Below are 23,858 nucleotides of genomic sequence, written 5' to 3'. Positions count from 1 at the left end.
CCCGGCTATTCCACCCCGATGAGCAGCGGCGCGGACCAGCGGCCGCCCTGGTAGGTGACGGTGTCGACGGCGAGGTGGCCGTGCTGGACGTACGCCTCCAGCCGTCCGGCGAGTTCCCCGGGCGCGCCGGGGCCCAGGACCAGGGTGACGAGTTCGCCGCCGGATCCGAGCATGCGGGCCAGGACGGCCTCGGCGGTTTCGGCCAGGCCCGTGCCGATGACGGCCACGTCGCCGTCGATGAGCCCGAGCACGTCGCCGGCCTGGCAGATGCCGGCCGAGGTGAAGGACTGCCGTTCGGCGACGGCGAGTTCGCCGTAGCGGGTGGCTCCGGCGGCCGCCGTCATGGCGACCACGTCCTCGTCGAAGGTGCCGTCCGGGTCGTGCACGGCGAGCGCGGCCAGGCCCTGGACCTCGGAGCGGGTGGGGATCACGGCGACCCGTACGCCTTCGGCGCGCGCCTGCTGGGCGGCGGCTGCCGCGACCGCCCGCAGTTCGGCGCCGTTCGGGAGCAGGACGACCTCGCGGGCGTGCGCCTCGCGGATGGCGTCGGCCAGTTCGGCGGCGGCCGGCGGTTCCCCGGGCCGGGCGAGCACCGTGGTGGCGCCCGCCTCCCCGCACAGCCCGGCCAGTCCTTCGCCCTGGACCACGGCGACGACCGCGCGCTGGGAGCGTTCGCCGCGGGCCCGGCGGCGTTCGTCGCCGAAGTGCGTGATGCGGATCCGGTACGGCCGCCCGGCGACCACCGCGGCCTCCACGGCCGCGCCGGGGTCGTCGACGTGGACGTGGACGTTCCACAGCCCGTCTCCGCCGACCACCACGAGGGAGTCTCCGAGGGCGTCGAGCCGGGTGCGCAGCCGGTCGACCTCGGTCTCGGCGGCCTCCAGCAGGTAGATCACCTCGTAGGCGGGCCCGCCGTGCTCCTCCGCGCAGGGCGCCTGCGGCCTCGGTACGGGCACGGCCCGGCCGCGTACCGGTTCGGGGGCCGGCTCCCGCCCGGACAGCGCCTGCCACAGGGCCCCGAGTACCGCGACCAGCCCGCAGCCCCCGGCGTCGACCACCCCGGCCCGCCCGAGCACGGCGAGTTGCCCCGGGGTTTCGGCGAGGGCCGCGCGGGCTCCGTCGTAGGCGGCCTCGGCCACGTCGGCGGCGGTCTCGGCGGCCCGGGCGGCGGTCTCGGCGGCCCGGGCGGCGGCGGTGGCGACGGTGAGCATGGTGCCCTCCACCGGGTGCGCGACGGCCCGGTAGGCCTCCTCGGCGGCCCGGGTCAGCGCCTGCGCGAGGAGCCGCGCGGGATCGCGTCCGGCGGGCTCGTCGCCGAGTACGTCGGCCACTCCGCGCAGCAGCTGCGCGAGGATCGTCCCGGAGTTGCCCCGGGCGCCTATCAGGGCGCCGTGCGCGAAGGCCCGTACGGCCTCGGGGAGGGAGGCCGCGGCTGTGCCGTCCGTCACTCCGGCGAGGAGGTCCGCGAGCTCGCGGTCGGCCGATTCGGCGGTCAGGTAGAGGTTGGTGCCGGTGTCCGCGTCGGCGACGGGATAGACGTTGATCGCGTCGATGTCCTCGCGGGCCCGGCCCAGTGCGGCCAGGGACAGCGAGCTCCAGGTGCGTACCGCTTCGACGCTCAGGGGGTACGGCTGAGGCTGGTGCGCCACCGGGCGTTCCTCCTTGTGCGGGCCAGGGTTCACCGCAGGGTAACGAAGGACTGCCGGGCGGGCGGGACCCCGGGGCGGGGGCGTCCGTGGACATGGTAGTTTTCTTGGACCGAGGCAGTCGTTGTATGCTGCTCCGGTTGCCCGATGAGAGTCGGGCCATTCCCCCCGGCAAACCACTTCAGATCCCTGATACCGGTGCGCCGGGATTCACTGTAAGTGCATCTGAAGTCTTTGGAGTGACCTGTGGCTGCCAACTGCGACGTTTGCGCCAAGGGGCCGAGCTTCGGCAACAGCATTTCCCACTCGCACCGCCGCACCTCGCGTCGCTGGAACCCGAACATCCAGCGTGTCCGTGCCGTGGTCAATGGGACGCCGAAGCGCCTCAACGCCTGCACCTCGTGCATCAAGGCCGGCAAGGTCTCGCGCTGACGCCTTCCGTCGTAGCGCAGCCCTTTCCGGTTGCTGAGAAGGCCGGTCCACCTGGTGGACCGGCCTCTTGCTTTGCCTGATCGAACATGATCAAACCTGTAGGGCCTGCTCCGCTCCGTGAACCCACGGGGTGGAGCAGGCCCTACAGGCGTTTCGGCACCGGCGCTGCGGCACAGGTGCTGCGGCACGGGCCCTGCGGCAGAGCGTTCCGGCACGGCGCCTCAGCGCCACCGCCACGCGTGGTCCACCGGTCCGATGCCCGCGCCCAGGGCGAACCCCGCGGCGATGGCGCCGGTGACGTACTCCTTGGCCTCGGTGACGGCCTCCGGGACGGTACGGCCCTTGGCCAGGCCCGCCGCGATCGCGCTGGCGAGCGTGCAGCCCGTGCCGTGGGTGTGCCGGTTGTCGTGACGGGGGGCCCGCAGCCAGCGTTCGTCGGAGCCGTCGGTGAGGAGGTCCACGGCCTCGTTCCCGTGGGCGGCGAGGTGGCCGCCCTTGATCAGCGCCCATGCGGGCCCGTACGCGAGGACGGCGTCGGCGGCCCGGCGCATGTCGTCCTCGGTCTCCACGACGACTCCGGTGAGCTGGGTCACCTCGTCCAGGTTCGGCGTGGCCACGGTGGCCCGGGGCAGCAGTTCTCCCCGCACGGCGTCCAGCGCGGTGGCGGCGAGGAGCGCGTCCCCGTGCTTGGAGACGCCGACCGGGTCCACGACGGCCGGGGCGGCGGTCGCGGCGAGCAGCTCGGCCACGGTCTCCACGAGGGCGGCGGAGGACAGCATGCCCGTCTTCACGGCCTGGACGCCGATATCGTCCACCACGGCCCTGTACTGGCCCTTCACGGCCTCCGCGGGCAGCTCCCAGACGCCTTTGACGCCCAGCGAGTTCTGCGCGGTCACAGCGGTCACCACGCTCATGCCGTGGACCCCGAGCGCCAGCATCGTCTTGAGGTCGGCCTGGACGCCCGCGCCGCCGCCGGAGTCGGATCCGGCGACGGTCAGGCACAGCGGCGGGTGCGGGCGGGACGGGCGGGTCCCGCTCATCGCGGGGTGTCCTCCGCGGCCGTGTCGCCGCCGAAGTGGTCCCAGCCGCCGGTGGAGGCCCAGGGGGCCCCGTCGACGGTCACCTGGGGCAGCGCGGAGCGGTTCTGGACCTCGCCGATGACCTTCCAGCGGGCCGGGAGCTTCACGTCCGGCGGGAAGGTGGCGACGATCGCGTGGTCCTCTCCCCCGGTGAGGACCCACTGGAGGGGGTCCACACCGACGGCCTGCCCGATGTCGTGCATCTGCGTCGGGATGTCGACGGCCGCCGAGCGCAGGTCGATCCGCACCTTGCTGGCCTCGGCGATGTGCCCGAGGTCCGCGATCAGTCCGTCGCTGACGTCGGTCATGGCCGTGGCGCCGAGTCCGGCGGCCGCGGGGCCCGCGTGGTACGGCGGCTCGGGGCGCCGGTGGGCCTCGACGAAGGCGCGCGGCGAACGGAAACCGCGCGAGAGCACCGCGAAGCCTGCCGCGGACCAGCCGAGCCAGCCTGTCACGGCCACGACGTCGCCGGGCTGGGCGCCGGAGCGCAGCACGGGTTCGTGGTTGCGCAGGTCGCCCAGCGCGGTGATGGCCACCGTGATGACGTCGCCGCGCACCACGTCGCCGCCGACCACGGCCGCGCCGGCGACCTGGCATTCGTCGCGGATGCCGTCCATCAGCTCGGTGGGCCAGGTGGCCGGCAGCTCGGCCGGGACGACGAGGCCGAGGAGCAGGGCCGTCGGCACCGCGCCCATGGCGGCGATGTCGGCGAGGTTCTGCGCGGCGGCCTTGCGGCCGACGTCGTAGGCCGTGGACCAGTCGCGCCGGAAGTGCCTGCCCTCGAGCAGGATGTCCGTGCTCGCCACGACCCGCCGGTCGGGGGCCGACACCACCGCGGCGTCGTCGCCCGGGCCGACCCGGACCGCCGGGGTGGTGGTGAGCCGTGAGGTGAGCTCCCGAATGAGCCCGAACTCCCCCAGCTCGCCCACAGTGCCCTTCATCGCTGTGCCCCTTCTTGCCCAGTCCGCTTGCGGTCGCGAGCCGTCACAGCTCTGGGTACCGTCAACAGATACGTCAACTTCTGCTCTCCGTACGCCCCGCTGTGCGTGGAGCCGGACCCGCGGGTCTCCCCGCGGCGCTCGGCGACGCGGTACCGTGGCGTCCCTTCTTCCCCGGGCCCACCCGTCATCCCCGGGCCCACCCGAAGGGTAGGGGAAATGATCCTCGTGGCCGCCCTGGAGGTTCCGTGGTACAGGCGTACATCCTCATCCAGACCGAGGTGGGCAAGGCGTCGTTCGTCGCCGAGTCCATCGCGCAGATCGCGGGGGTGATCCAGGCCGAGGACGTGACCGGCCCGTACGACGTGATCGTGCGCGCCCAGGCCGACACCGTGGACGATCTCGGCCGCATGGTCGTGGCCAAGGTCCAGCAGGTGGAGGGGATCACCCGCACCTTGACCTGCCCGGTCGTCCATCTGTAGCCCCCGTCTACTCTTGGCCGGTGATGTCACGACACCGCCGGCCCTTCTCTCCGCTCGCCGCACTGACCGCGCTGGCCGCCGCCTCGGCGGCCCTCGCGGGCTGTTCCCCGGGCGGGTCCGAGGCCCGGGTGGAGCCGCCGTCCGCTCCGCCCGCCGATGTCGCGGGCCTCTGTGCGGCGCTGCACAAAGAGCTCCCCGGGACGGTGGCGAAACTGGGCCGGGCCTCGACCGTGCCGAAGTCCGACCTCACCGCCGCGTGGGGCGGCTCGGCGATCGTACTGCGGTGCGGTGTCGGCAAGCCCGTGAAGATGCTGGATCCGAAGCAGGACGGCATCGAGGTGAACGGTGTCGGCTGGCTCGTGGAGCGGCTGGACGACGGTGGGGTCCGGTTCACCACCGGGCTGCGGCTGGCGTACACGGAGGTCTTGGTCGACAAGGAGCATGCCACGGATGCGGGGATGCTGGTGGGCCTGTCCGCCGCGATCGCGAAGACCGTTCCGGTGGGCATCGCGTCTTCCTGACGTTCCCGGCCCCTTCCGGACCGGCCCGCGCGGACGAGGACCGCCCGCCGCCATCCTCGTGCGAGGGGCGGCGGGCGGTCCTCGTCCGCGTGCGGAGCTTCGTGCGGGCCCGGTACGGGGGTTAGCGCAGTCCGGTGGAGCGGCGCAGGGCGGCCTGGATCAGGCGGTCCACCAGCTCCGGGTACTCGATGCCCGACTCCTGCCACATGCGCGGGTACATGGAGATCGGCGTGAAGCCCGGCATGGTGTTGATCTCGTTGATGACGAAGGTGCCGTCTTCCGTGAGGAAGAAGTCGGCGCGCACCAGACCTTCGCAGGAGGCGGCGTCGAAGGCCTCGATCGCGAGCTTCTGGACTTCGGCGGTCTGCTCCGGGGTGAGCGGGGCGGGCACGAGTCCGGAGGCGGAGTCGATGTACTTGGCCTCGAAGTCGTAGAAGTCGTGGCTGGAGACCGGCGGGATCTCGGCGGGCACGCTCGCGCGCGGACCGTCCTCGAACTCCAGGACCCCGCACTCGATCTCGCGGCCGCGCAGCAGCGCCTCCACGATGATCTTCGGGTCGTGGCGGCGGGCCTCGCGGATCGCGGCGTCCAGCCCGGAGGGCTCGTCGACCTTGGTGATGCCGATCGAGGATCCCGCGCGGGCGGGCTTGATGAACAGCGGCCAGCCGTGCTCGCCGGCGAAGTCCGCGATGCGGGCGAGGGCGCCCTCGCGGTCGTTCTCCCACTCGCGGGGGCGGATGGTCACGTACGGGCCGACGCGCAGTCCGAAGGACGTGAAGACCCGCTTCATGTAGTCCTTGTCCTGGCCGACGGCCGAGGCGAGGACGCCCGAGCCGACGTACGGGATGCCGGAGAGCTCCAGGAGGCCCTGGAGGGTGCCGTCCTCGCCGTACGGGCCGTGCAGGACGGGGAAGACCACGTCGACCTCGCCCAGCGCCTTGGGGACGGCGCCCGGCTCGGTGTAGACGACCTCGCGGCTGGCCGGGTCCACGGAGAGCACGACGGCGCCGTCCTCGGATTCGGCGAGCTGCCCCACGTTGGGGAGCTCGCCGCCGGAGATGGCCATCCGGGCGGGCTCGTCGGCGGTCAGCGCCCACCGGCCGTCCGTGGTGATGCCGATGGGCAGCACCTCGTACTTGGAGCGGTCGATGGAGCGCAGGACGGCGCCGGCGGTGACGACCGAAATGGCGTGTTCCGAGCTGCGGCCGCCGAACACGACGGCCACACGGGGCTTGCGGCCCTGCTGCTCAGGGGTCTGGGGGAGGTTCTCGCTGCTCATATCGCCACGAGGGTACCCGCTCATGCGTCCGGAAAGCAGTCAGCGCCGTTCCGGTTTGGCGCTGCGTCCCATCAGTTCCTTGAGTGCGACCAGGGTGGGCTTGCCGTGGTGGACGATGTCGACGACCGTGTCGGTGATCGGCATGTCCACTCCGTGGCGGCGCGCCAGATCGGCCACGGACTGGCAGGACTTGACGCCCTCGGCGGTCTGCTTGGTGACCGCGATGGTCTCCTCCAGGGTCATCCCGCGGCCGAGGTTGGTGCCGAAGGTGTGGTTCCTGGAGAGCGGCGAGGAGCAGGTGGCGACGAGGTCGCCGAGGCCGGCGAGGCCGGAGAAGGTGAGCGGGTCGGCGCCCATCGCCAGGCCCAGGCGGGTGGCTTCGGCGAGGCCGCGGGTGATGAGCGAGCCCTTGGTGTTGTCGCCGAGGCCCATGCCGTCCGCGATGCCGACGGCGAGGCCGATGACGTTCTTGACGGCGCCGCCGAGCTCGCAGCCGATGACGTCGGTGCTCGTGTACGGGCGGAAGTACGGGGTGTGGCAGGCGGCCTGGAGGCGCTGGGCGACGGCCTCGTCGATGCAGGCGACCACGGAGGCGGCGGGCTGCCGGGCGGCGATCTCACGGGCCAGGTTGGGGCCGGTGACGACCGCGACGCGCTCGGCGGGGACCTTGGCCACCTCTTCGATGACCTCGCTCATCCGCTTGGCGGTGCCGAGTTCGACGCCCTTCATCAGGGAGACGAGCACGGTCTCGGGGGCCAGCAGCGGGGCCCAGGAGGCGAGGTTGCCGCGCAGGGTCTGCGAGGGGACCGCGAGGACCGTGAAGTCGGCGCCGGCCGCGGCCTCGGCCGGGTCGTCGGTGGCGCGGATGTTCGCGGGGAGCTCGATGTCGGGGAAATAGTCCGGGTTGGTGCGGCCGCTGTTGATGGCGTCGACGAGCTCGCGGCGGCGGCCCCACAGGACCACCTCGCAGCCGGCGTCGGCGAGGACCATGGCGAAGGCCGTGCCCCAGGAGCCGGTTCCGAATACGGCTGCCTTCACGGGACGTGTCACTTGTTGCCCTCCCCTGCGGCCTTGCGCCGCTGTTCCGCCCTGGCGTTGCGATGGTCGTACGGCTTCGGGGGCGCGCTCTCGCCCCGCAGTTCCTCCAGCAGCCCGGTGATGGCCGCCATGATGACCTCGGTGACCTCCCTGAGCACGTCCGGGGTGGGATCCCGGTCGTAGTAGGCGGACAGGTCCACGGGCGGCCCGGCGAGGACCTGGAGGGTTTTGCGCGGGAACAAGCTGAGCTTGTTCTCCTTGGCGTAGGGCGGCATCGCGAGGTTCGCGCCCCACTGGGCCACCGGAATGACGGGGGCCCTGGTCATCAGCGCCACGCGGGCGGCGCCGGTCTTGCCGGCCATCGGCCACACGTCCGGGTCCCGGGTGAGGGTGCCCTCCGGGTAAAAGGCCACGCATTCGCCGCGCTCGATCGCGTCCACGGCGGCCCGGAATGCGTCCAGGGCGTTGGTGGACTCCCGGTAGACGGGGATCTGGCCGGAGCCGCGCAGGATCGCTCCGACAATCGGGACCTCGAAGAGGGCCGCCTTGCCGAGCAATCGGGGCACCCGGCCGGTGTTGTACTGGAAGTGCGCGTAGGACAGCGGGTCCAGATACGAGTTGTGATTGACGGCGGTGATAAATCCGCCCTCGGTCGGAATGTGTTCCATTCCCCGCCAGTCCCGCCTGAAGAGCACTACCAGCGGCGGTTTCGCGATGGCCGCCGCAAGGCGGTACCAGAAGCCGATTCTGCGGCGGGACACTCGGACACCTTCCTCTAGGACCGGTGCGCGGCTTGGGCACCCCGGGGACGGACAAGTGTGGCCCCGGGTCCGGTCTCTGTCGAGAACACCGTACGCCCCGGACACCCGGACCAGACCCCGGGTCGCCCGGCATGAGGTGACAATGGGGCTCCGCATGACCCGGCCATGACCCGCACATGGTCTGAGCGGCGCGCGAGCGTGCCGGAGGGAAGGGGTCCGTCACGAACGCCGTCTGGAGTCTGGTGGTCCCGCTGAAGCCGCTCGCGGTGGCCAAGAGCCGCCTCGCGGCGGCCGTGGGAGCGTCCCGGCCGGGGCTCGCCCTGGCGTTCGCGCTGGACACCGTCGCGGGGGCGCTGGCCTGCCCGGCGGTCGCGGATGTGGTGGTCGTCACGGACGATCCGGCGGCCGGGGCGGAACTGGCGCGGCTGGGGGCCCGGATCGTGCCGGACTCCCCGGCGGCCGGCCTCAACGCGGCACTGGCCCACGGGGCGCGGGAGATACGGGCGGGCAGGCCGGGGGCGGCGGTGGCCGCCATGAACGCGGATCTGCCGGCGCTGCGGCCACCCGAATTGCTACGCGTGCTCGAAACCGCTTCGGCATTTCCCCGGGCATTTCTGGCGGATGCGGCGGGAATCGGGACGACCTTGCTTTCCGCTGCTCCGGACGTGGAATTGGCGCCCTCGTTCGGCGGCCCCTCGAGGGCCCGGCATTCGGCCTCGGGCGCGGTGGAAATGGCCCTCTGCGGCGTCGAGAGCATCCGCCGGGACGTGGACACGGGGGCGGATCTGCGCAGCGCGCTGACCCTCGGCGTGGGGCGTCATACGGCCCGATACAGTGCCCGTATGCAGGCGACCGCGTACACGTACGACTCCCAGACCCGCAGCGGCAGTGTGCTGCTGGACGACGGCACCCCGGTGCCCTTCGAGGCCCCGGCGTTCGACGCGGGCGGCCTGCGGCTGCTGCGTCCCGGACAGCGGGTCCGGATCGAGACGGACGGCGAGGGCACGGGCCTGCGGATCACCCTGGTCACCCTGCAGACCTTCTGACGCCGGACCTCCCGCACGCACCGCGGGCCGGCTTCCCCGCCGTGGGGAAACCGGCCCGGCGTGTGTGACTCGTTGCCCTACTTGGTCTTGCGGGCGGTGGTCTTCTTCGCGGTGGCCTTGCGCGTCGCCGTCTTCTTGGCGGGCGCCTTCGTCGCGGCGGTGGCCTTCTTGGCCGCCGGGGCGGTCTTCTTCGCGGTGGCGGTGGTCTTCTTCGCCGTCGCCGCGGCCTTCTTGACCGTGGCCTTCTTGGCCGCGGGGGCGGCCTTCTTCGCCACGGCGGTCTTCGCGACCGTCTTCTTGGCGGTGGCGGTGACCTTCTTGGCCGTGGTCTTCTTCGCGACCGTGGTCTTGGCTGCGGCAGCGGCCTTCTTGGCGGGTGCGGCCTTCTTCGCGGCGGCCTTCTTGACCGTCGCCGAAGCGCCACCGGTGAGGCTGCCCTTGGGCGCCTTCTTCACCGATACCTCGCCGCCCTTGGGCAGCTTCTTGGTGCCGCTGACCAGGTCCTTGAAGCCCTGACCCGCACGGAAGCGGGGAACAGAGGTCTTCTTGACCCGGACGCGCTCACCCGTCTGGGGGTTGCGGGCGTAGCGGGCCGGGCGGTCGACCTTCTCGAACGAGCCGAAGCCCGTGACCGAGACCCGGTCGCCCCCGACGGTCGCGCGGACGATGGCGTCCAGTACCGCGTCGACGGCGTCCGCGGCCTGCTGACGGCCGCCCAGCTTGTCGGCAATCGCTTCTACGAGCTGCGCCTTGTTCAACGTCTTCCCCTTCGGAGACTTCGCCAGAACGAATGTGTTCAAGCTTATTTCGCACGTTAGGCGGATATATACCGCAAATCAAACACGAAACGGGCTTATCACCCTAGTGCCGCAACGTTGTAGGCCGTTACGGAGTTCCTTCGCATCAGTCGCCTTCAGGGAATCGACCCTCGTCGAGGTCCTTCATCAACCTGTCCAGGCGCCTTGCCGCGTCGGCGAGATCGTGCTTCGCCACGGCGGTGACGACCAACAGCTTCCGGGACAGCGCCATCCTTACGCCCTCCGGGACTTGCAGTGTGCGCACCCTTGTGTGTGCTTCTTTCAATCGGTCGGCGACAAGTCCGTAGAGCTCAAGTTGACTGTCGCGTTCCATGCACAGATTGTGCCATCTGGGGCGAGTTGTCGCCTCACGGGGCCTCAACACACGACTGTGCCCCCTGCCGGATGGCAGGGGGCACAGTGTTGCCTATGTGATCACCCAAAGGCGAATAAGCGCTGCTCAGGCCGGAATCACGCCTGAATCGTGCTCGGCTTGAAGGCCGGCCGAGTGCTTTCGTACGTGGCGATGTCCGCTTCGTTCTGAAGGGTGAGCGAGATGTCGTCCAGCCCCTCCAGGAGCCGCCAGCGAGCGTTGTCGTCGAGTTCGAACTCCGCGACGACGCCCTCGGCTCGGACCTGGCGGTCGACCAGGTCGACCGTGATCTCGGCGGTGGGGTCGGCCTCGGTCAGCTTCCACAGCTGCTCGACGGTCTCCTGCGGCAGGACCACGGTCAGCAGACCGTTCTTCAGCGAGTTGCCGCGGAAGATGTCGGCGAAGCGGGAGGAGATGACCGTCTTGAAGCCGAAGTTCTGCAGGGCCCAGACGGCGTGCTCGCGCGAGGAACCGGTGCCGAAGTCGGGACCGGCGACCAGGACGGTCGCACCGGCGCGCTCGGGGCGGTTGGTGATGAACTCCGGGTCCTTGCGCCAGGCCTCGAAGAGCCCGTCCTCGAAACCGTCGCGGGTGATCTTCTTCAGCCAGTGGGCCGGGATGATCTGGTCGGTGTCGACGTTGCTGCGGCGCAGCGGGACGGCCCGGCCGGTGTGGGTGGTGAAGGCTTCCATCGTTCTCAGACTCCTGCGGGCGCGGTAGCGGCGGACGACCCGGCCAGGTCGGCGGGCGAGGCCAGGTGGCCCAGCACCGCGGTGGCGGCGGCCACCTGCGGGGACACCAGGTGGGTGCGCCCACCCTTGCCCTGACGGCCTTCGAAGTTGCGGTTGGAGGTGGACGCGGAGCGCTCACCGGGGGCCAGTTGGTCGGGGTTCATGCCCAGACACATCGAGCAGCCCGCGTGCCGCCATTCGGCGCCGGCCTCCTTGAAGACCTTGTCCAGGCCCTCCGACACGGCCTGCAGGGCGACGCGGACCGAGCCCGGGACGACCAGCATCCGTACGCCCTCGGCGACTTTGCGGCCCTCGATGATCCCGGCGACGGCGCGCAGGTCCTCGATGCGGCCGTTGGTGCAGGAACCTACGAAGACGGTGTCGACCTTGATGTCGCGCAGCGGCTGCCCGGCGGTCAACCCCATGTACTCCAGGGCCTTTTCGGCGGCGTTGCGCTCCGAAGCGTCCTCGTACGAAGCAGGGTCGGGGACGTTGGCCGACAGGGGCGCGCCCTGGCCCGGGTTGGTGCCCCAGGTGACGAACGGCGACAGCGTGGTGCCGTCGATGACGACCTCGGCGTCGAAGACGGCGTCGTCGTCGGTGCGCAGGGTCTTCCAGTACGCGACCGCCGCGTCCCAGTCCTCGCCCGCGGGGGCGTGGTCGCGGCCCTGGAGGTAGTCGAAGGTGGTCTGGTCGGGGGCGATCATGCCCGCGCGGGCGCCGGCCTCGATCGACATGTTGCAGATGGTCATGCGGGCTTCCATCGACAGCTTCTCGACGGCCTCGCCGCGGTACTCCAGGATGTAGCCCTGGCCGCCGCCGGTGCCGATCTTGGCGATGATCGCCAGGATCAGGTCCTTGGCGGTGACACCCTCGGCCAGCGCGCCGGTGACGGTGATCGCCATCGTCTTGGGGCGGGCCAGCGGCAGCGTCTGGGTCGCCAGCACGTGCTCGACCTGGCTGGTGCCGATGCCGAACGCCAGCGCGCCGAAGGCGCCGTGCGTGGAGGTGTGCGAGTCGCCACAGACCACGGTGGTGCCCGGCTGGGTCAGGCCCAGCTGCGGTCCCACGACGTGGACGACACCCTGCTCGACGTCGCCCAGCGAGTGCAGGCGCACGCCGAACTCGGCGCAGTTCGACCGCAGCGTCTCCAGCTGGGCCCGGGAGACCGGGTCCGCGATCGGCTTGTCGATGTCGATGGTGGGGGTGTTGTGGTCCTCGGTCGCGATGGTGAGGTCCAGGCGCCGGACCTTGCGGCCGGCCTGCCGCAGGCCCTCGAAGGCCTGGGGGCTGGTCACCTCGTGCAGCAGGTGCAGATCGATGAAGAGGAGATCGGGCTCGCCCTCGGCGCGCCGGACGACATGGTCGTCCCAGACCTTCTCCGCGAGTGTCCTACCCATCGCTTTCCCTCCGGCCGGCCGGTTGTGCCGGCGCTTGATAGAGATCTCGTGCGCCTGATCGTCCGTACCCCACGTCCCGGACGACGGCTCGGACCCAGTGGTTCGTGGACCCGCACATACAGACTCGCTGGTTCTTGGAAAAATTGAACTTGCGTTTCACAGTGTGAGACGCGAATATCGTTTCATGGACAACTCTAGCGGCGTCGGCGTTCTCGACAAGGCAGCTCTGGTATTGAGCGCACTGGAGTCCGGTCCGGCCACCCTCGCCGGGCTGGTCGCGGCGACAGGGCTCGCACGACCCACGGCACATCGCCTTGCCGTGGCTTTGGAACACCACCGGATGGTGGCGAGGGACATGCAGGGCCGGTTCATCCTCGGACCGCGGCTGGCGGAGCTCGCCGCCGCGGCCGGCGAGGACCGCCTGCTGGCCACGGCCGGACCGGTGCTCACCCACCTCCGGGACGTTACGGGCGAGAGCGCGCAGCTCTACCGGCGTCAGGGCGACATGCGCATCTGCGTGGCGGCCGCCGAGCGGCTGTCGGGCCTGCGGGACACCGTCCCGGTGGGCTCCACGCTCCCCATGAAGGCCGGCTCGGCCGCGCAGATCCTGATGGCCTGGGAAGAGCCCGAGCGGCTCCACCGCGGCCTGCAGGGCGCGCGCTTCACGGCGACGGCGCTCTCGGGCGTACGGCGTCGCGGCTGGGCGCAGTCGATCGGCGAGCGGGAGCCCGGCGTGGCCTCCGTCTCGGCGCCGGTGCGCGGCCCCTCGAACCGCGTGGTGGCCTCCGTATCGGTCTCCGGGCCGATCGAGCGCCTGACCCGCCACCCGGGGCGCATGCACGCCCAGGCCGTCATCGACGCGGCCGCCCGCCTGACCGAGGCCCTGCGCCGCTCCAGCTGAGCACCTCCCGCTCGCAGACCTCCCACCACCAACCCACCCCCGGGCCCGGGGGCGCGTGAGACGCCGCACACGTCCGCACACGCGCCGCCGGGCCCGTACTTCTTCCTTCTCGGCCCGGTCCGGAAACGACGAAGAGGCCCTCCGCGATGAACGCGGAGGGCCTCTTCTGTGCGTACCCCCGACCGGATTCGAACCGGCGCTACCGCCTTGAGAGGGCGGCGTGCTAGGCCGCTACACAACGGGGGCTAGCTGTTACTGCGGTACTGCGCTGGGCTACCAGGACTCGAACCTAGAATAAGAGAACCAGAAACTCTCGTGTTGCCAATTACACTATAGCCCAAAGGTCTAGACCAGCTAGACACCGTACCCCCGACCGGATTCGAACCGGCGCTACCGCCTTGAGAGGGCGGCGTGCTAGGCCGCTACACAACGGGGGCCCTAGCGATCCTGCATCAAAACATCCGGGTGCGACCCTGGAGATCTCGCGGGAAGGATCTGTACCCCCGACCGGATTCGAACCGGCGCTACCGCCTTGAGAGGGCGGCGTGCTAGGCCGCTACACAACGGGGGCAAGCACTGCGTCACTACTGAACTGCGCTGGGCTACCAGGACTCGAACCTAGAATAAGGGAACCAGAAACCCTCGTGTTGCCAATTACACTATAGCCCACCAAAACTCAAGACCCTGAGGGACTTTCGTTCGGTTAGCGCCTCCGGCCCGGCCTTTCGGCCCGCTCGGGCGGCGCAGAAAGAACATTACCGGATGCCTGACCGTGCTCCAAAACGGGTATCCCCGGCCAGCACCTGCGGGAGCCGGTCGAGTCCGGCGATCCGGTGCACGCCCTCGGGCCCGGGGCCGCGCGATCCGTCGCGGTCGAGCCACACGGCCGTCAGCCCGGCGTCACGGGCGCCGCGCGCGTCGATCTCCGGCTGGTCCCCCACGTAGGCCACTTCCCCCGGCTCCAGCCCCATCTCGGAGCACGCGGCGAGGAAGGCTCCGGCCTCGGGCTTGCTGACACCCAGCTCCACGGCGCACACCAGGACCTCGAAGCGGTCGCGCAGGCCGAGGTGGCGCAGCTTGGGGTCCTGGTTGACCACGGAGGAGTTGGAGAGCACCCCGTGCCGGTAGCCGCCGGCCAGGGCGTCCAGTACGGGCACCACGTCGGGGAAGAGCTCCCAGGCGGCCGTGTAGTGCTCCACGTACCGCCCGAACCAGTCGTCGGCCTGCGCGTCGCTCATCGCGGACTCCCCGAGGAACTCCCGCACCCGGTCCCGGCGCTGCCCCTGGAAGGTGCCCTCCCCCGCCGCGAACCGCTCCCAGTACCGGTCGGTGATCCGCCGCCACAGCGCGAGCGCCTCGCGCGGAGCCCCGTACCGCTCCGCGAGCCCCTCGGCGGCCAGGTGCGCCGCGAGCCCGGCCCGGTCGGCCCCGGTGTAGTCGAAGAGCGTGTCGTCGATGTCCCACAGGATCGCGCGGATGGCCATGCCCCGATTATGAGGAGACACCGGCAGCCGTGTCCCGGACAACCGGAAAACGGAATTGAACCGTCCCGGGGCAGGGTCCGGTGACCTGCGGACAGACCTCGGGCCCGGACCCCCGGCGACTGCCGTGGGGCCGGGCCCGGTCTTCGTACGGGGGCGCGCTAGCCGGCGAGCTTCGCCAGGGTCGCGTCGATGCGGGACAGGGAGCGGTCCTTGCCCAGGATCTCCAGGGACTCGAAGAGCGGGAGACCGATCGTGCGGCCGGTGACGGCGACGCGGACCGGGGCCTGGGCCTTGCCGAGCTTGAGGCCGTGGGCCTCGCCGGCGGTGAGGACCGCCTGCTTGAGCGACTCGGGGTCCGCCCAGTCGGCTCCGGCGAGGTTCTCGCGGGCCGTGGTGAGCAGGGCCGCCGGGTCGCCCTTCATCGCCTTGTCCCACGAGGCCTGGTCCTCGACCGGCTCCTTGAGGAACAGGAAGTCGACGTTGGCCGTGATGTCGGACAGGACCGTGACGCGGGTCTGGGCGTGGGGCGCGATGCGCTCCCAGGCGGCGGCGTCGAAGTCCTCGGGCGCCCAGTTGGCGTGCGGGGCCTGCAGCCACGGGGCGCAGGCGTCCGCGAAGGCCTTCGGGTCCAGCAGGCGGATGTGGTCCGCGTTGATGGACTCGGCCTTCTTGAGGTCGAAGCGCGCCGGGTTGGCGTTGACGTCCGGGATGTCGAACTTCTCCACCATCTCCTCGATCGAGAAGATGTCCTGGTCCTTGGAGAAGGACCAGCCGAGCAGCGAGAGGTAGTTCAGCAGGCCCTCGGGGAGGAAGCCGCGCTCGCGGTACAGGTTGAGCGAGGCCTCGGGGTCGCGCTTGGAGAGCTTCTTGTTGCCCTCGCCCATCACGTACGGCAGGTGGCCGAAGGCCGGCACGGCCTTGGCGATGCCGAGCTCGATCAGGGCCCCGTAGAGGGCGATCTGGCGCGGGGTGGAGGACAGCAGGTCCTCGCCGCGCAGGACGTGGGTGATCTCCATCAGCGCGTCGTCGACCGGGTTGACGAGCGTGTAGAGGGGTGCGCCGTTGGCCCGGACGATGCCGAAGTCCGGCACGTTGTCGGGGGTGAAGGTCAGCTCGCCGCGGACCAGGTCCGTGAAGGTGATCGGCCCGTCGGGCATCCGGAAGCGGACGATCGAGGTGCGGCCCTCGGCCTCGTACGCGGCCTTCTGCTCCGTGGAGAGGTCGCGGCACTGGCCGTCGTACCCGGAGGGCTTGCCGGCGGCGCGGGCGGCGTCGCGGCGGGCGTCCAGCTCCTCGGTGGTGCAGTAGCAGTGGTAGGCGTAGCCGCCGTCCTGGAGCTTCTGCGCGACGTCCTTGTAGATGTCCATGCGCTCGGACTGGCGGTACGGGGCGTGCGGGCCGCCGACCTCGGGGCCCTCGTCCCAGGTGAAGCCGAGCCAGCGCAGCGAGTCGAGCAGCTGGCCGTAGGACTCCTCGGAGTCGCGGGCCGCGTCGGTGTCCTCGATGCGGAAGACGAACGTGCCGCCGTGGTGGCGGGCGAACGCCCAGTTGAAGAGGGCCGTGCGGACCAGACCCACGTGGGGGTTGCCGGTCGGGGACGGACAGAAACGTACGCGGGGGGTCGCGTTAGCCACGCTTGATCACCTTGTTGGTGAGAGTGCCGATGCCTTCGATGGTGACGGCGACCTCGTCGCCGACGTTCAGGGGGCCGACTCCGGCCGGGGTCCCCGTGAGGATGACGTCGCCCGGGAGCAGCGTCATGGCCTCGGTGATGTGCACGATCAGGTCCTCGATGGAGCGGACCATCTGGCTGGTGCGGCCGAGCTGGCGCTGTTCGCCGTTGACGGTGCACTGGATGGTCAGGTCGCTCGGGTCCAGATCGGTCTCGATCCACGGGCCGAGGGGGCATGAGCTGTCGAAGCCCTTGGCGCGGGCCCACTGCTTCTCGCGCTGCTGGACGTCGCGCGCGGTGACGTCGTTGGCGCAGGTGTACCCGAGGATGACGTCCTTGACGCGCTCGCGCGGGACCTCGCGGCACATGCGGCCGATGACCACGGCGAGCTCCGCCTCGTGGTGGAGGTCCTGGGAGAAGGACGGGTACGCGATCGGGTCGCCCGGGCCGACCACCGAGGTGGAGGGCTTGAAGAAGGTGATCGGGGCTTCCGGACGGCCTTCGCTGTCGAAGATGGCGTTGCCCAGCTCGGCCGCGTGCTCCGCGTAGTTGCGGCCGATGGCCACGACCTTGTTCGGGAGCACGGGCGGCAGCAGCCGGACCTTGTTCAGCGGGACCTTCGTGCCCGAGAGCTCGAAGTCCGCGAACGGGATGCCCTTGATGATGTCGAGGACGAGCTCACCTTCGGCGCCGGGGGCAGTGCTGCCCTCGACCGCGCCGAACGCGACATTGCCGTCGATCGAGAACCTGGCGATGCGCACGTGTTGCGTCTGCCCCTCTGTATTTCCGCTGGCTGGAGTCTGCGGACTCCAGGCTAACGCGGTGGGGGCCGACGCTTCGCGCGGCTTTCTGCCGGGGACTACTGCGCGGCGGCGGCGACCGGTGCTTCCATGAGGATGGTGCGGCGCGGGTTCGCGGTCTGGCCCGGCAGCTCGACGGTGTGCTCCGGGACCGGCACGGCCTGCAGCTCCTCGGCGTCCTTGAGGTGCGCGAGGGTGGTGCGGCGCGGGTTGGCTATGTTGCGGAACATCATCGTCGTCTTCATCGGAGTGCGAAGCCCTCGGCTCACTAGGTCGGATGGGGGCGGCAGGTGCCGCCGGGATGCCTTCGGAGTGCCGCTTGTCGCTCGCGGCAGCCCTGTAAAGCTCAAGGCTAAACATCTGAATCCCCCGCCGAACCGGGAAGTAATGGCCACGGCTATGTGAGTTTGCTCACCAGTGGCCAGGCATTACGGGCATAACGGTCAGCGAACTCCGTCCCGCAAAACGGGACATTGCGCCACTGAATGCGTCATTCCGCTCCCGATCATCGCGACTGGGACAGCTTGCCAGGTGCTGGGTTTGGGCGGCGTAAGTCCGATTGCGTATGAATTGGCACGCACGACGGGTAGTGCCCGCGTCACCAGACGTGACCGACCGCCCAGGCCGGGACTCGCACCTTGTTGGAGATCCGCCTCTGTGCTGGAATTCGCGGGACCGCCGCGGGAATCAGCCGGCGCGCAGGTGGCGCGAGACAGCGCCGAGCGCGGCGGCAACGGAGAGGGAGACGCGCCGGTCACCGACGACCACCATGGGGCGCATTGCCCCACGACTCGACACCGTCCCACCGGTCGCCCGGCGGGACGCCTGGTCCAGAGGTTGCGACGCTAGTGCAGGGACGATTCAAGAGGGATGACAAGGGGTCTCCCCAGGCCCGTCAGGGCCGTGGGGAAGCCGCGCCGGAGCAGGACCCGCGCGGCGGGACCGACCGTGGCTCCTCGCCCCAGCACGCCCAGAACCGCGGGCCGGCTGTCGAGAGTGCAGGCCCCGACGGCTCCGCCGCGGCGAAGCCCAAGGGCCGCGCCAAGTCCAAGGGCGGTGCCAAGGCCGAAGAGGAGTCGGGCAGCCGCGACGTCGCGATACCCCAGACCCTCCGTGGGTCCGGTTCCCGCCTCGCCATGCAGAACTGGCGCATCAGTACGCGACTGGTGTCGCTGCTGACCCTGCCGGTCGTCGCCGCCACCGCCCTCGGTGGCTTCCGCATCAACGACTCGCTCAACGACATCGCGCAGCTGGAGCACATGCAGCTGCTGACGACGATGACCCGGCAGGCCACCAACCTGGCCGCCATGCTCCAGGCCGAGCGTGACAACTCCGCCGGTCCGCTGTCCGTCGACAAGTCGAGCAAGGACAGCACCCTCGTCAAGAACGTCCGCGAGCAGACCAACACCGCCATCGACGCCTTCGTCGCCGCGACCGACAAGGTCGATGTCGCCGAGGGCAACGACGAGACGCTCAAGTCGATCCGCAACAGCATCCTGCAGATCGCACACGGACTGAACAACCTCGAAGAGGTTCGCAAGAACGCCTACCAGAACGGCGCCCAGCAGACCGTCACCGAGTACAACTCGCTCGTCGTCTCGCTGCTCTCGCTCTCGCAGGAGATGGCGCAGGCCACCTCGAACCCCGAGATGATCAAGCGCACCCGCGCCCTGGCCGCGTTCTCCTCCGCCAAGGAGTACGCCTCCATCCAGCGCGCGATCATCGCCGCCGCGCTCCCCGCCGACATCTCGAAGCAGGGCAGCCTCAGCGAGAACGACCGGCTCTACGCCCGCTCCGCCCAGAACAGCGAAGAGCAGGCGCAGAAGACCTTCGAACTCGCCTACCAGGGCAAGCCCGAGGAACTCCTCGCCTCGCTCGGCGACGGCAACCAGGAAATCACCAACAACGACGGCTACGCGCGCCGCGTCCTCGGAAACAAGGACCAGTTCGCCAAGGAGCGGAACCGGTCCTGGATGGACTGGTACGACGGCGACGACGTCAAGCTCCAGGCCATGAAGATCATCGAGCTCACCCTGCTCGAAGACATGGAACAGAAGGCCCGCGAGCTCAAGAACGAGTCGCAGCGCGACGCACTCATCAACGGTGCGCTGATCCTCCTCGTCCTCGGTGTCTCCCTCGTCGGCGCCTTCGTCATGGCCCGCTCGATGATCCGCTCCCTGCGCCGCCTCCAGGACACCGCGACCCGCGTCGCCCAGGACCGGCTGCCCGAGCTCGTCAAGCAGCTGTCCGAGTCCGACCCGCAGGACGTGGACACGACGGTGGAGTCCGTCGGTCTGCACACCCGCGACGAGATCGGCCAGGTGGCCGCGGCCTTCGACGACGTGCACCGCGAGGCCGTCCGCCTCGCCGCCGAGCAGGCCCTCCTGCGAGGCAACGTCAACGCGATGTTCACCAACCTCTCGCGCCGTTCGCAGGGCCTCATCCAGCGCCAGCTCTCGCTCATCTCCGAGCTGGAGTCGCGCGAGGCCGACCCGGACCAGCTCTCCTCGCTCTTCAAGCTCGACCACCTCGCGACCCGCATGCGCCGTAACGGCGAAAACCTCCTCGTCCTCGCGGGCGAGGAGCCGGGCCGCCGGTGGACCCGCCCCGTGCCGCTCGTCGACGTGCTCCGCGCCGCGGCGTCCGAGGTGGAGCAGTACGAGCGCATCGAACTCTCGTCGGTGCCCGGCACCGACGTGGCCGGCCGCGTCGTCAACGACCTCGTGCACCTGCTCGCCGAGCTGCTGGAGAACGCCACCTCGTTCTCCTCCCCGCAGACCAAGGTCAAGGTCACCGGGCACGCGCTGCCCGACGGCCGCGTGCTCGTCGAGATCCACGACACCGGTATCGGCCTCTCCCCCGAGGACCTCGCCGCGATCAACGAGCGGCTCGCCTCGCCGCCGACCGTGGACGTCTCCGTCTCCCGCCGCATGGGCCTGTTCGTGGTCGGCCGCCTGTCCCTGCGACACGGCATCCGCATCCAGCTCCGCCCCTCCGACTCGGGCGGTACGACGGCCCTCGTCATGCTGCCGGTGGATGTCGCCCAGGGCGGCAAGAAGCCGGCCCCGATGCCCGGACAGGGTGGTCAGGGTTCCCCCGGCGCCCCCGGTCAGGGCGGTCCCGGCGGCCAGGCCCAGGGCTCCATACCCGCTCCCGGCGCGCGTCCCCCCGTGGGCGCCGCCCCGCAGCGCGGCCAGGTTTCCGCCGGCAGCCAGCGCGCGGCCCTGCCGGGCCGCGACGGCGCCCCCGGCGGTCAGCCCCAGGGCCCCGGCCCTCAGGGCGGACGGTCCCCGCAGCAGCAGGGCCCCGGCGGCCAGACCCAGAGCGCCTTCGGTTCGGGTGCTCCGCTGCCCGGCCGCGGTCCCGTCTCCGGTCCCGGAGGCCCTGGCGGCTTCGGCGGCCCGCAGGCCCGTCCGGTCGGCGCCCCCACGGCGTCCGGTCCCGGCGGCTTCCCGCAGGGCAACGGCTTCGAGCGCCCGCAGCAGCCCCAGCAGCCCCAGCAGCAGGCTCCGTACCAGTCCCAGCCGCAGGCCCCGCAGCAGCAGGGTCAGGGTCAGCAGCAGACCGGTGGCCCGGCCGCCCGCGGCCCCCGGCCGCAGCTTCCGCCGCGCGGTGGCGCACCCCGTCCGGAGCTCCCGGGCGCCGGCGGCGGACCCGCCGCGATGCCCCAGACCACCAGTTGGGGCGCCGGCCAGCGCGGGCACGACGTACCGCGCGGCCACGACGAGCTGTCCGGCCCCGGTTCCACGTCCGAGTTCCCCCGCCCCGACTTCAACGCCCCGGCCCCGCAGGCCGGCGGCAACGGCGGCCAGGCCGGCCACGACAACAGCGCCACGGGCCAGTTCGCCCGTCCCGACCTGGGTGACCCGGCCTCCACCGGCCAGTTCGCCCGTCCGGACTTCGCGGACCCGGCCTCCACGGGTCAGTTCGCCCGCCAGGACTTCCAGGCCCAGCGGCCCGGCGGCCCCGGTGTCGGCGGCTACGCCCAGCCCGGCCAGGCCCCGCAGCCCCAGGGCAACTACGCACCCGTACCGACTGCGCGCGCCGAGGCTCCCCGGCTGCCGCAGGCGCCCCGTCCGGAGGCTCTGCCCCCGGCCGGTCCCGGCACCGGCGAGGGCCGCAGCCCGATCTTCGACACGCTGGAGTCGAACTGGTTCCGCCAAGAGGGCGCTCAGGCCCCGGCGGCCGTACCCCAGCAGCCGGCGCAGCAGTCCGCTCCGGCGGCTCCGGCGGCTCCGGCTCCGGCTCCGGCCGCCCCGCAGCGTCCGCAGCCGCCCCAGCTGCCGCAGCGCGGCCAGGAGCAGGCTCCGGCCGAGTCCGCGCAGACGGCCACCGGCGCCGTGCCGACCGTGAGCTGGCGCTCCTCGCCGAACGACGAGCTGATGCGGCAGGCCGAGCGCGTGCGCCAGCCCGCCGCCGGCGGCATCACCACGTCGGGTCTGCCCCGCCGGGTCCCGCGGGCGAACCTCGTGGCCGGCACCGCGCAGCAGCAGGCCGAAGCACAGGCCGGCCCCCAGGTTTCGCGATCCCCGGACGACGTCCGCGGGCGTCTCACCAACCTCCGACGCGGTATCCAGCAGGGTCGGCAGGCCGGCACAACCGGCCCGGCCACCGGCAGCTACCACATCGACCCCACTTACCAGCAGGAGCGATAGTTGAGTTCGATGAGCCAGGCGGCACAGAACCTGAACTGGTTGATCACGAACTTCGTGGACAACACCCCCGGGGTGTCCCACACCGTGGTGGTCTCCGCCGACGGCCTCCTTCTGGCTATGTCCGAAGGCTTCCCCCGCGACCGGGCCGACCAGCTCGCCGCGGTGGCCTCCGGGCTGACCTCCCTCACCGCGGGCGCGTCCCGCATCTTCGAGGGCGGCGCCGTCAACCAGACGGTGGTGGAAATGGACCGCGGATTCCTCTTCCTCATGTCCGTCTCCGACGGATCCTCGCTGGCCGTACTCGCGCACCCCGAGTGCGACATCGGCCTGGTGGGTTACGAGATGGCCCTCCTCGTGGACCGCGCCGGCAGTGTCCTCACCCCGGACCTGCGCGCGGAACTGCAGGGAAGCCTGCTCATCTGACTGCCGCTCTCCCGGCCGGACGGTACTGCCGGCCGGGGGACCGGGGCCGCGGCCCCGGAACCCAGTACCACCGCCAGGCCGTCATACCGTCCCCCCACCGGCCGCCCCGTCAGACGGCACGCTGACCTTTGCTGTCCAGCCCGGAGGATCAATGACCCCGCCCCCCGCCTATTCCGATCAGTACGGAGACTCGTACTCGGAAGGCGACCAGCCGCTGGTTCGTCCGTACGCGATGACCGGTGGCCGGACCCGACCGCGCTACCAGCTCGCCATCGAGGCACTGGTCAGCACCACCGCCGATCCGATGCACCTGTCCGGGCTGCTCCCGGAGCACCAGCGCATCTGCACCCTGTGCCGTGAGGTCAAGTCGGTCGCGGAGGTCTCCGCGCTGCTGAACATGCCGCTCGGCGTAGCCCGGATCCTCGTCGCCGACCTGGCGGAGGCCGGCATGGTGGCCATCCACCAGCCGGGCAATGGAGAGGCCGGCGGAACGCCGGATGTAACGCTGCTCGAGAGGGTTCTCAGTGGACTTCGCAAGCTCTAACGGCGGAGCGGCTCCTCGCTCCACCACCTCCGCGAAGATCGTGGTGGCGGGTGGCTTCGGCGTGGGCAAGACCACGTTCGTGGGCGCCGTCTCCGAGATCAACCCCCTGCGCACCGAGGCCGTCATGACGAGCGCCTCCGCCGGCATCGACGACCTGACCCACACCGGGGACAAGACGACCACCACGGTCGCCATGGACTTCGGCCGCATCACCCTGGACCAGGACCTGATCCTGTACCTCTTCGGTACCCCCGGTCAGGACCGCTTCTGGTTCATGTGGGACGACCTGGTCCGCGGCGCGATCGGGGCGATCGTCCTGGTCGACACGCGGCGCCTGGCCGACTGCTTCCCGGCCGTCGACTACTTCGAGAACAGCGGCCTGCCGTTCGTCGTGGCGCTCAACGGCTTCGAGGGGCACCAGCCCTACACCCCGGAGGAAGTCCGCGAGGCCCTGCAGATCGGCCCGGACGCCCCCATCATCACCACCGACGCCCGCCACCGCGCGGACGCCAAGAGCGCGCTCATCACGCTCGTCGAGCACGCCCTCATGGCGCGGCTCAAGTAGGAGTTCCACGCAACGAGGTCTTCACCGGCTGGTTTTGGGGGGCGGGCTGTGTCATGCGACACGGCCCGCCCCCTTCGTTCATAACGTTTCGAGAGAGAATTGCCGGTAGTTGGCGACACGGTGCGTTCGACCGGTGTCACTGCGCTCACAACCGGCCCCATTTTTGCCGCAGGACGCTCTTTATGTCCGATTTATGTGGGACATAGGGCTCTAGGAATGGCCGATTTCAACTGTTTGGAACACGGCCGTTAACCGTGCTGGAATTCAACGAACTAGCTAGTAGCACCGCCG

The 23,858-nt window shown here is 70.9% G+C and carries 22 protein-coding genes, 5 tRNA genes and 1 pseudogene; 9 read left to right on the top strand and 19 right to left on the bottom strand.

The features are described 5' to 3' along the window. Window positions 1-5: 5 nt before the first annotated feature. Window positions 6-1,649: a DAK2 domain-containing protein gene (locus ACFYM0_RS29650; RefSeq protein WP_388506649.1), complete on the bottom strand. Its 1,644-nt coding sequence runs from the start codon at window positions 1,647-1,649 to the stop codon at window positions 6-8. Between the two features lie 243 nt (window positions 1,650-1,892). Here ACFYM0_RS29650 and rpmB point away from each other — a divergent pair, with 243 nt between their 5' ends. Next, on the top strand, window positions 1,893-2,078 hold the full coding sequence (gene rpmB, locus ACFYM0_RS29645) for a 50S ribosomal protein L28 (protein WP_073911113.1): 186 nt from the start codon (window positions 1,893-1,895) through the stop codon (window positions 2,076-2,078). Between the two features lie 221 nt (window positions 2,079-2,299). Here rpmB and thiD read toward each other — a convergent pair whose 3' ends face one another. Beyond that, complete coding sequence (gene thiD, locus ACFYM0_RS29640; protein ID WP_388506647.1) at window positions 2,300-3,118, bottom strand: bifunctional hydroxymethylpyrimidine kinase/phosphomethylpyrimidine kinase; 819 nt, start codon at window positions 3,116-3,118, stop codon at window positions 2,300-2,302. Continuing rightward, window positions 3,115-4,098 (bottom strand): thiamine-phosphate kinase, encoded by a 984-nt coding sequence (locus ACFYM0_RS29635; RefSeq protein ID WP_243337724.1) that lies wholly within the window; start codon window positions 4,096-4,098, stop codon window positions 3,115-3,117. The genes thiD and ACFYM0_RS29635 overlap by 4 nt, the downstream gene beginning before the upstream one ends. A gap of 245 nt (window positions 4,099-4,343) precedes the next feature. Here ACFYM0_RS29635 and ACFYM0_RS29630 point away from each other — a divergent pair, with 245 nt between their 5' ends. Together ACFYM0_RS29630 and ACFYM0_RS29625 are read left to right on the top strand one after the other, a co-directional pair. Next, window positions 4,344-4,577 carry an Lrp/AsnC ligand binding domain-containing protein gene (locus ACFYM0_RS29630; protein WP_112450218.1) on the top strand — a complete coding sequence of 78 codons (234 nt, stop codon included), beginning with the start codon at window positions 4,344-4,346 and terminating at the stop codon, window positions 4,575-4,577. 23 nt (window positions 4,578-4,600) lie between these two features. Then, window positions 4,601-5,098 (top strand): DUF3515 domain-containing protein, encoded by a 498-nt coding sequence (locus tag ACFYM0_RS29625; protein ID WP_388506824.1) that lies wholly within the window; start codon window positions 4,601-4,603, stop codon window positions 5,096-5,098. Window positions 5,099-5,219: 121 nt separating this feature from the next. Here ACFYM0_RS29625 and ACFYM0_RS29620 read toward each other — a convergent pair whose 3' ends face one another. From ACFYM0_RS29620 to ACFYM0_RS29610, 3 genes are read right to left on the bottom strand one after another with little or no spacing between them, the layout of a single operon-like run. Continuing rightward, window positions 5,220-6,377, bottom strand: a complete 1,158-nt coding sequence (locus ACFYM0_RS29620) for a D-alanine--D-alanine ligase family protein (protein ID WP_327255131.1) — start codon at window positions 6,375-6,377, stop codon at window positions 5,220-5,222. Window positions 6,378-6,416: 39 nt separating this feature from the next. Continuing rightward, on the bottom strand, window positions 6,417-7,427 hold the full coding sequence (locus ACFYM0_RS29615) for an NAD(P)H-dependent glycerol-3-phosphate dehydrogenase (protein ID WP_388506644.1): 1,011 nt from the start codon (window positions 7,425-7,427) through the stop codon (window positions 6,417-6,419). After that, on the bottom strand, window positions 7,424-8,176 hold the full coding sequence (locus ACFYM0_RS29610; RefSeq protein WP_388506642.1) for a lysophospholipid acyltransferase family protein: 753 nt from the start codon (window positions 8,174-8,176) through the stop codon (window positions 7,424-7,426). The genes ACFYM0_RS29615 and ACFYM0_RS29610 overlap by 4 nt, the downstream gene beginning before the upstream one ends. A 239-nt stretch (window positions 8,177-8,415) precedes the next feature. Here ACFYM0_RS29610 and cofC point away from each other — a divergent pair. Further along, window positions 8,416-9,015: pseudogene (cofC, locus tag ACFYM0_RS29605) on the top strand (2-phospho-L-lactate guanylyltransferase); the annotation flags it as partial. A 284-nt stretch (window positions 9,016-9,299) separates the two neighbouring features. Here cofC and ACFYM0_RS29600 read toward each other — a convergent pair. From ACFYM0_RS29600 to leuC, 4 genes are all read right to left on the bottom strand, one after another. Continuing rightward, window positions 9,300-9,980: an HU family DNA-binding protein gene (locus ACFYM0_RS29600; RefSeq protein WP_266881319.1), complete on the bottom strand. Its 681-nt coding sequence runs from the start codon at window positions 9,978-9,980 to the stop codon at window positions 9,300-9,302. Window positions 9,981-10,125: 145 nt separating this feature from the next. Further along, window positions 10,126-10,353 (bottom strand): hypothetical protein, encoded by a 228-nt coding sequence (locus ACFYM0_RS29595; protein WP_243337737.1) that lies wholly within the window; start codon window positions 10,351-10,353, stop codon window positions 10,126-10,128. Between the two features lie 137 nt (window positions 10,354-10,490). Further along, entirely contained in the window at window positions 10,491-11,084 is a 594-nt protein-coding gene (gene leuD / locus ACFYM0_RS29590; protein ID WP_388506639.1) for a 3-isopropylmalate dehydratase small subunit, read from the bottom strand. Window positions 11,085-11,089: 5 nt separating this feature from the next. Beyond that, window positions 11,090-12,523, bottom strand: coding sequence for a 3-isopropylmalate dehydratase large subunit (leuC, locus tag ACFYM0_RS29585; protein WP_388506637.1), 1,434 nt, complete (start codon window positions 12,521-12,523; stop codon window positions 11,090-11,092). A 184-nt stretch (window positions 12,524-12,707) separates the two neighbouring features. Between leuC and ndgR the strand changes: the two genes are divergently transcribed. Beyond that, window positions 12,708-13,424: an IclR family transcriptional regulator NdgR gene (ndgR, locus tag ACFYM0_RS29580; RefSeq protein ID WP_112450208.1), complete on the top strand. Its 717-nt coding sequence runs from the start codon at window positions 12,708-12,710 to the stop codon at window positions 13,422-13,424. Window positions 13,425-13,597: 173 nt separating this feature from the next. Here the strand turns inward: ndgR and ACFYM0_RS29575 are convergent. From ACFYM0_RS29575 to ACFYM0_RS29535, 9 genes are all read right to left on the bottom strand, one after another. Beyond that, window positions 13,598-13,670, bottom strand: a tRNA-Glu gene (locus tag ACFYM0_RS29575). A 22-nt stretch (window positions 13,671-13,692) separates the two neighbouring features. After that, window positions 13,693-13,764 (bottom strand) — tRNA-Gln (locus ACFYM0_RS29570). Window positions 13,765-13,788: 24 nt separating this feature from the next. Then, window positions 13,789-13,861: transfer RNA gene (locus tag ACFYM0_RS29565), tRNA-Glu, on the bottom strand. Between the two features lie 61 nt (window positions 13,862-13,922). Next, window positions 13,923-13,995: transfer RNA gene (locus tag ACFYM0_RS29560), tRNA-Glu, on the bottom strand. A gap of 26 nt (window positions 13,996-14,021) precedes the next feature. Then, window positions 14,022-14,093: transfer RNA gene (locus tag ACFYM0_RS29555), tRNA-Gln, on the bottom strand. An 86-nt stretch (window positions 14,094-14,179) separates the two neighbouring features. Beyond that, complete coding sequence (locus ACFYM0_RS29550; protein ID WP_388506635.1) at window positions 14,180-14,908, bottom strand: HAD family hydrolase; 729 nt, start codon at window positions 14,906-14,908, stop codon at window positions 14,180-14,182. A 158-nt stretch (window positions 14,909-15,066) separates the two neighbouring features. Continuing rightward, complete coding sequence (gene gltX, locus ACFYM0_RS29545) at window positions 15,067-16,542, bottom strand: glutamate--tRNA ligase (protein WP_388506633.1); 1,476 nt, start codon at window positions 16,540-16,542, stop codon at window positions 15,067-15,069. Continuing rightward, window positions 16,535-17,341 (bottom strand): fumarylacetoacetate hydrolase family protein, encoded by an 807-nt coding sequence (locus ACFYM0_RS29540; protein WP_388506631.1) that lies wholly within the window; start codon window positions 17,339-17,341, stop codon window positions 16,535-16,537. Before ACFYM0_RS29540 ends, gltX begins: the two co-directional genes overlap by 8 nt. A gap of 98 nt (window positions 17,342-17,439) precedes the next feature. Continuing rightward, window positions 17,440-17,625: a hypothetical protein gene (locus tag ACFYM0_RS29535; RefSeq protein ID WP_388506630.1), complete on the bottom strand. Its 186-nt coding sequence runs from the start codon at window positions 17,623-17,625 to the stop codon at window positions 17,440-17,442. Window positions 17,626-18,228: 603 nt separating this feature from the next. Here ACFYM0_RS29535 and ACFYM0_RS29530 point away from each other — a divergent pair. From ACFYM0_RS29530 to ACFYM0_RS29515, 4 genes are all read left to right on the top strand, one after another. Then, window positions 18,229-22,035 carry a nitrate- and nitrite sensing domain-containing protein gene (locus tag ACFYM0_RS29530; RefSeq protein WP_388506628.1) on the top strand — a complete coding sequence of 1,269 codons (3,807 nt, stop codon included), beginning with the start codon at window positions 18,229-18,231 and terminating at the stop codon, window positions 22,033-22,035. 9 nt (window positions 22,036-22,044) lie between these two features. Next, window positions 22,045-22,458: a roadblock/LC7 domain-containing protein gene (locus ACFYM0_RS29525; RefSeq protein WP_008739864.1), complete on the top strand. Its 414-nt coding sequence runs from the start codon at window positions 22,045-22,047 to the stop codon at window positions 22,456-22,458. 151 nt (window positions 22,459-22,609) lie between these two features. Continuing rightward, a complete protein-coding gene (locus ACFYM0_RS29520) occupies window positions 22,610-23,002 on the top strand; it encodes a DUF742 domain-containing protein (RefSeq protein WP_243337752.1) in 393 nt (130 codons plus the stop codon). Continuing rightward, complete coding sequence (locus tag ACFYM0_RS29515) at window positions 22,983-23,567, top strand: ATP/GTP-binding protein (protein ID WP_243337754.1); 585 nt, start codon at window positions 22,983-22,985, stop codon at window positions 23,565-23,567. The genes ACFYM0_RS29520 and ACFYM0_RS29515 overlap by 20 nt, the downstream gene beginning before the upstream one ends. Window positions 23,568-23,858: the final 291 nt, after the last annotated feature.

The organism is Streptomyces sp. NPDC006487, assembly GCF_042870555.1.
Lineage (GTDB): Bacteria > Actinomycetota > Actinomycetes > Streptomycetales > Streptomycetaceae > Streptomyces.
This window is presented reverse-complemented; position numbering and strand designations above follow the sequence as displayed.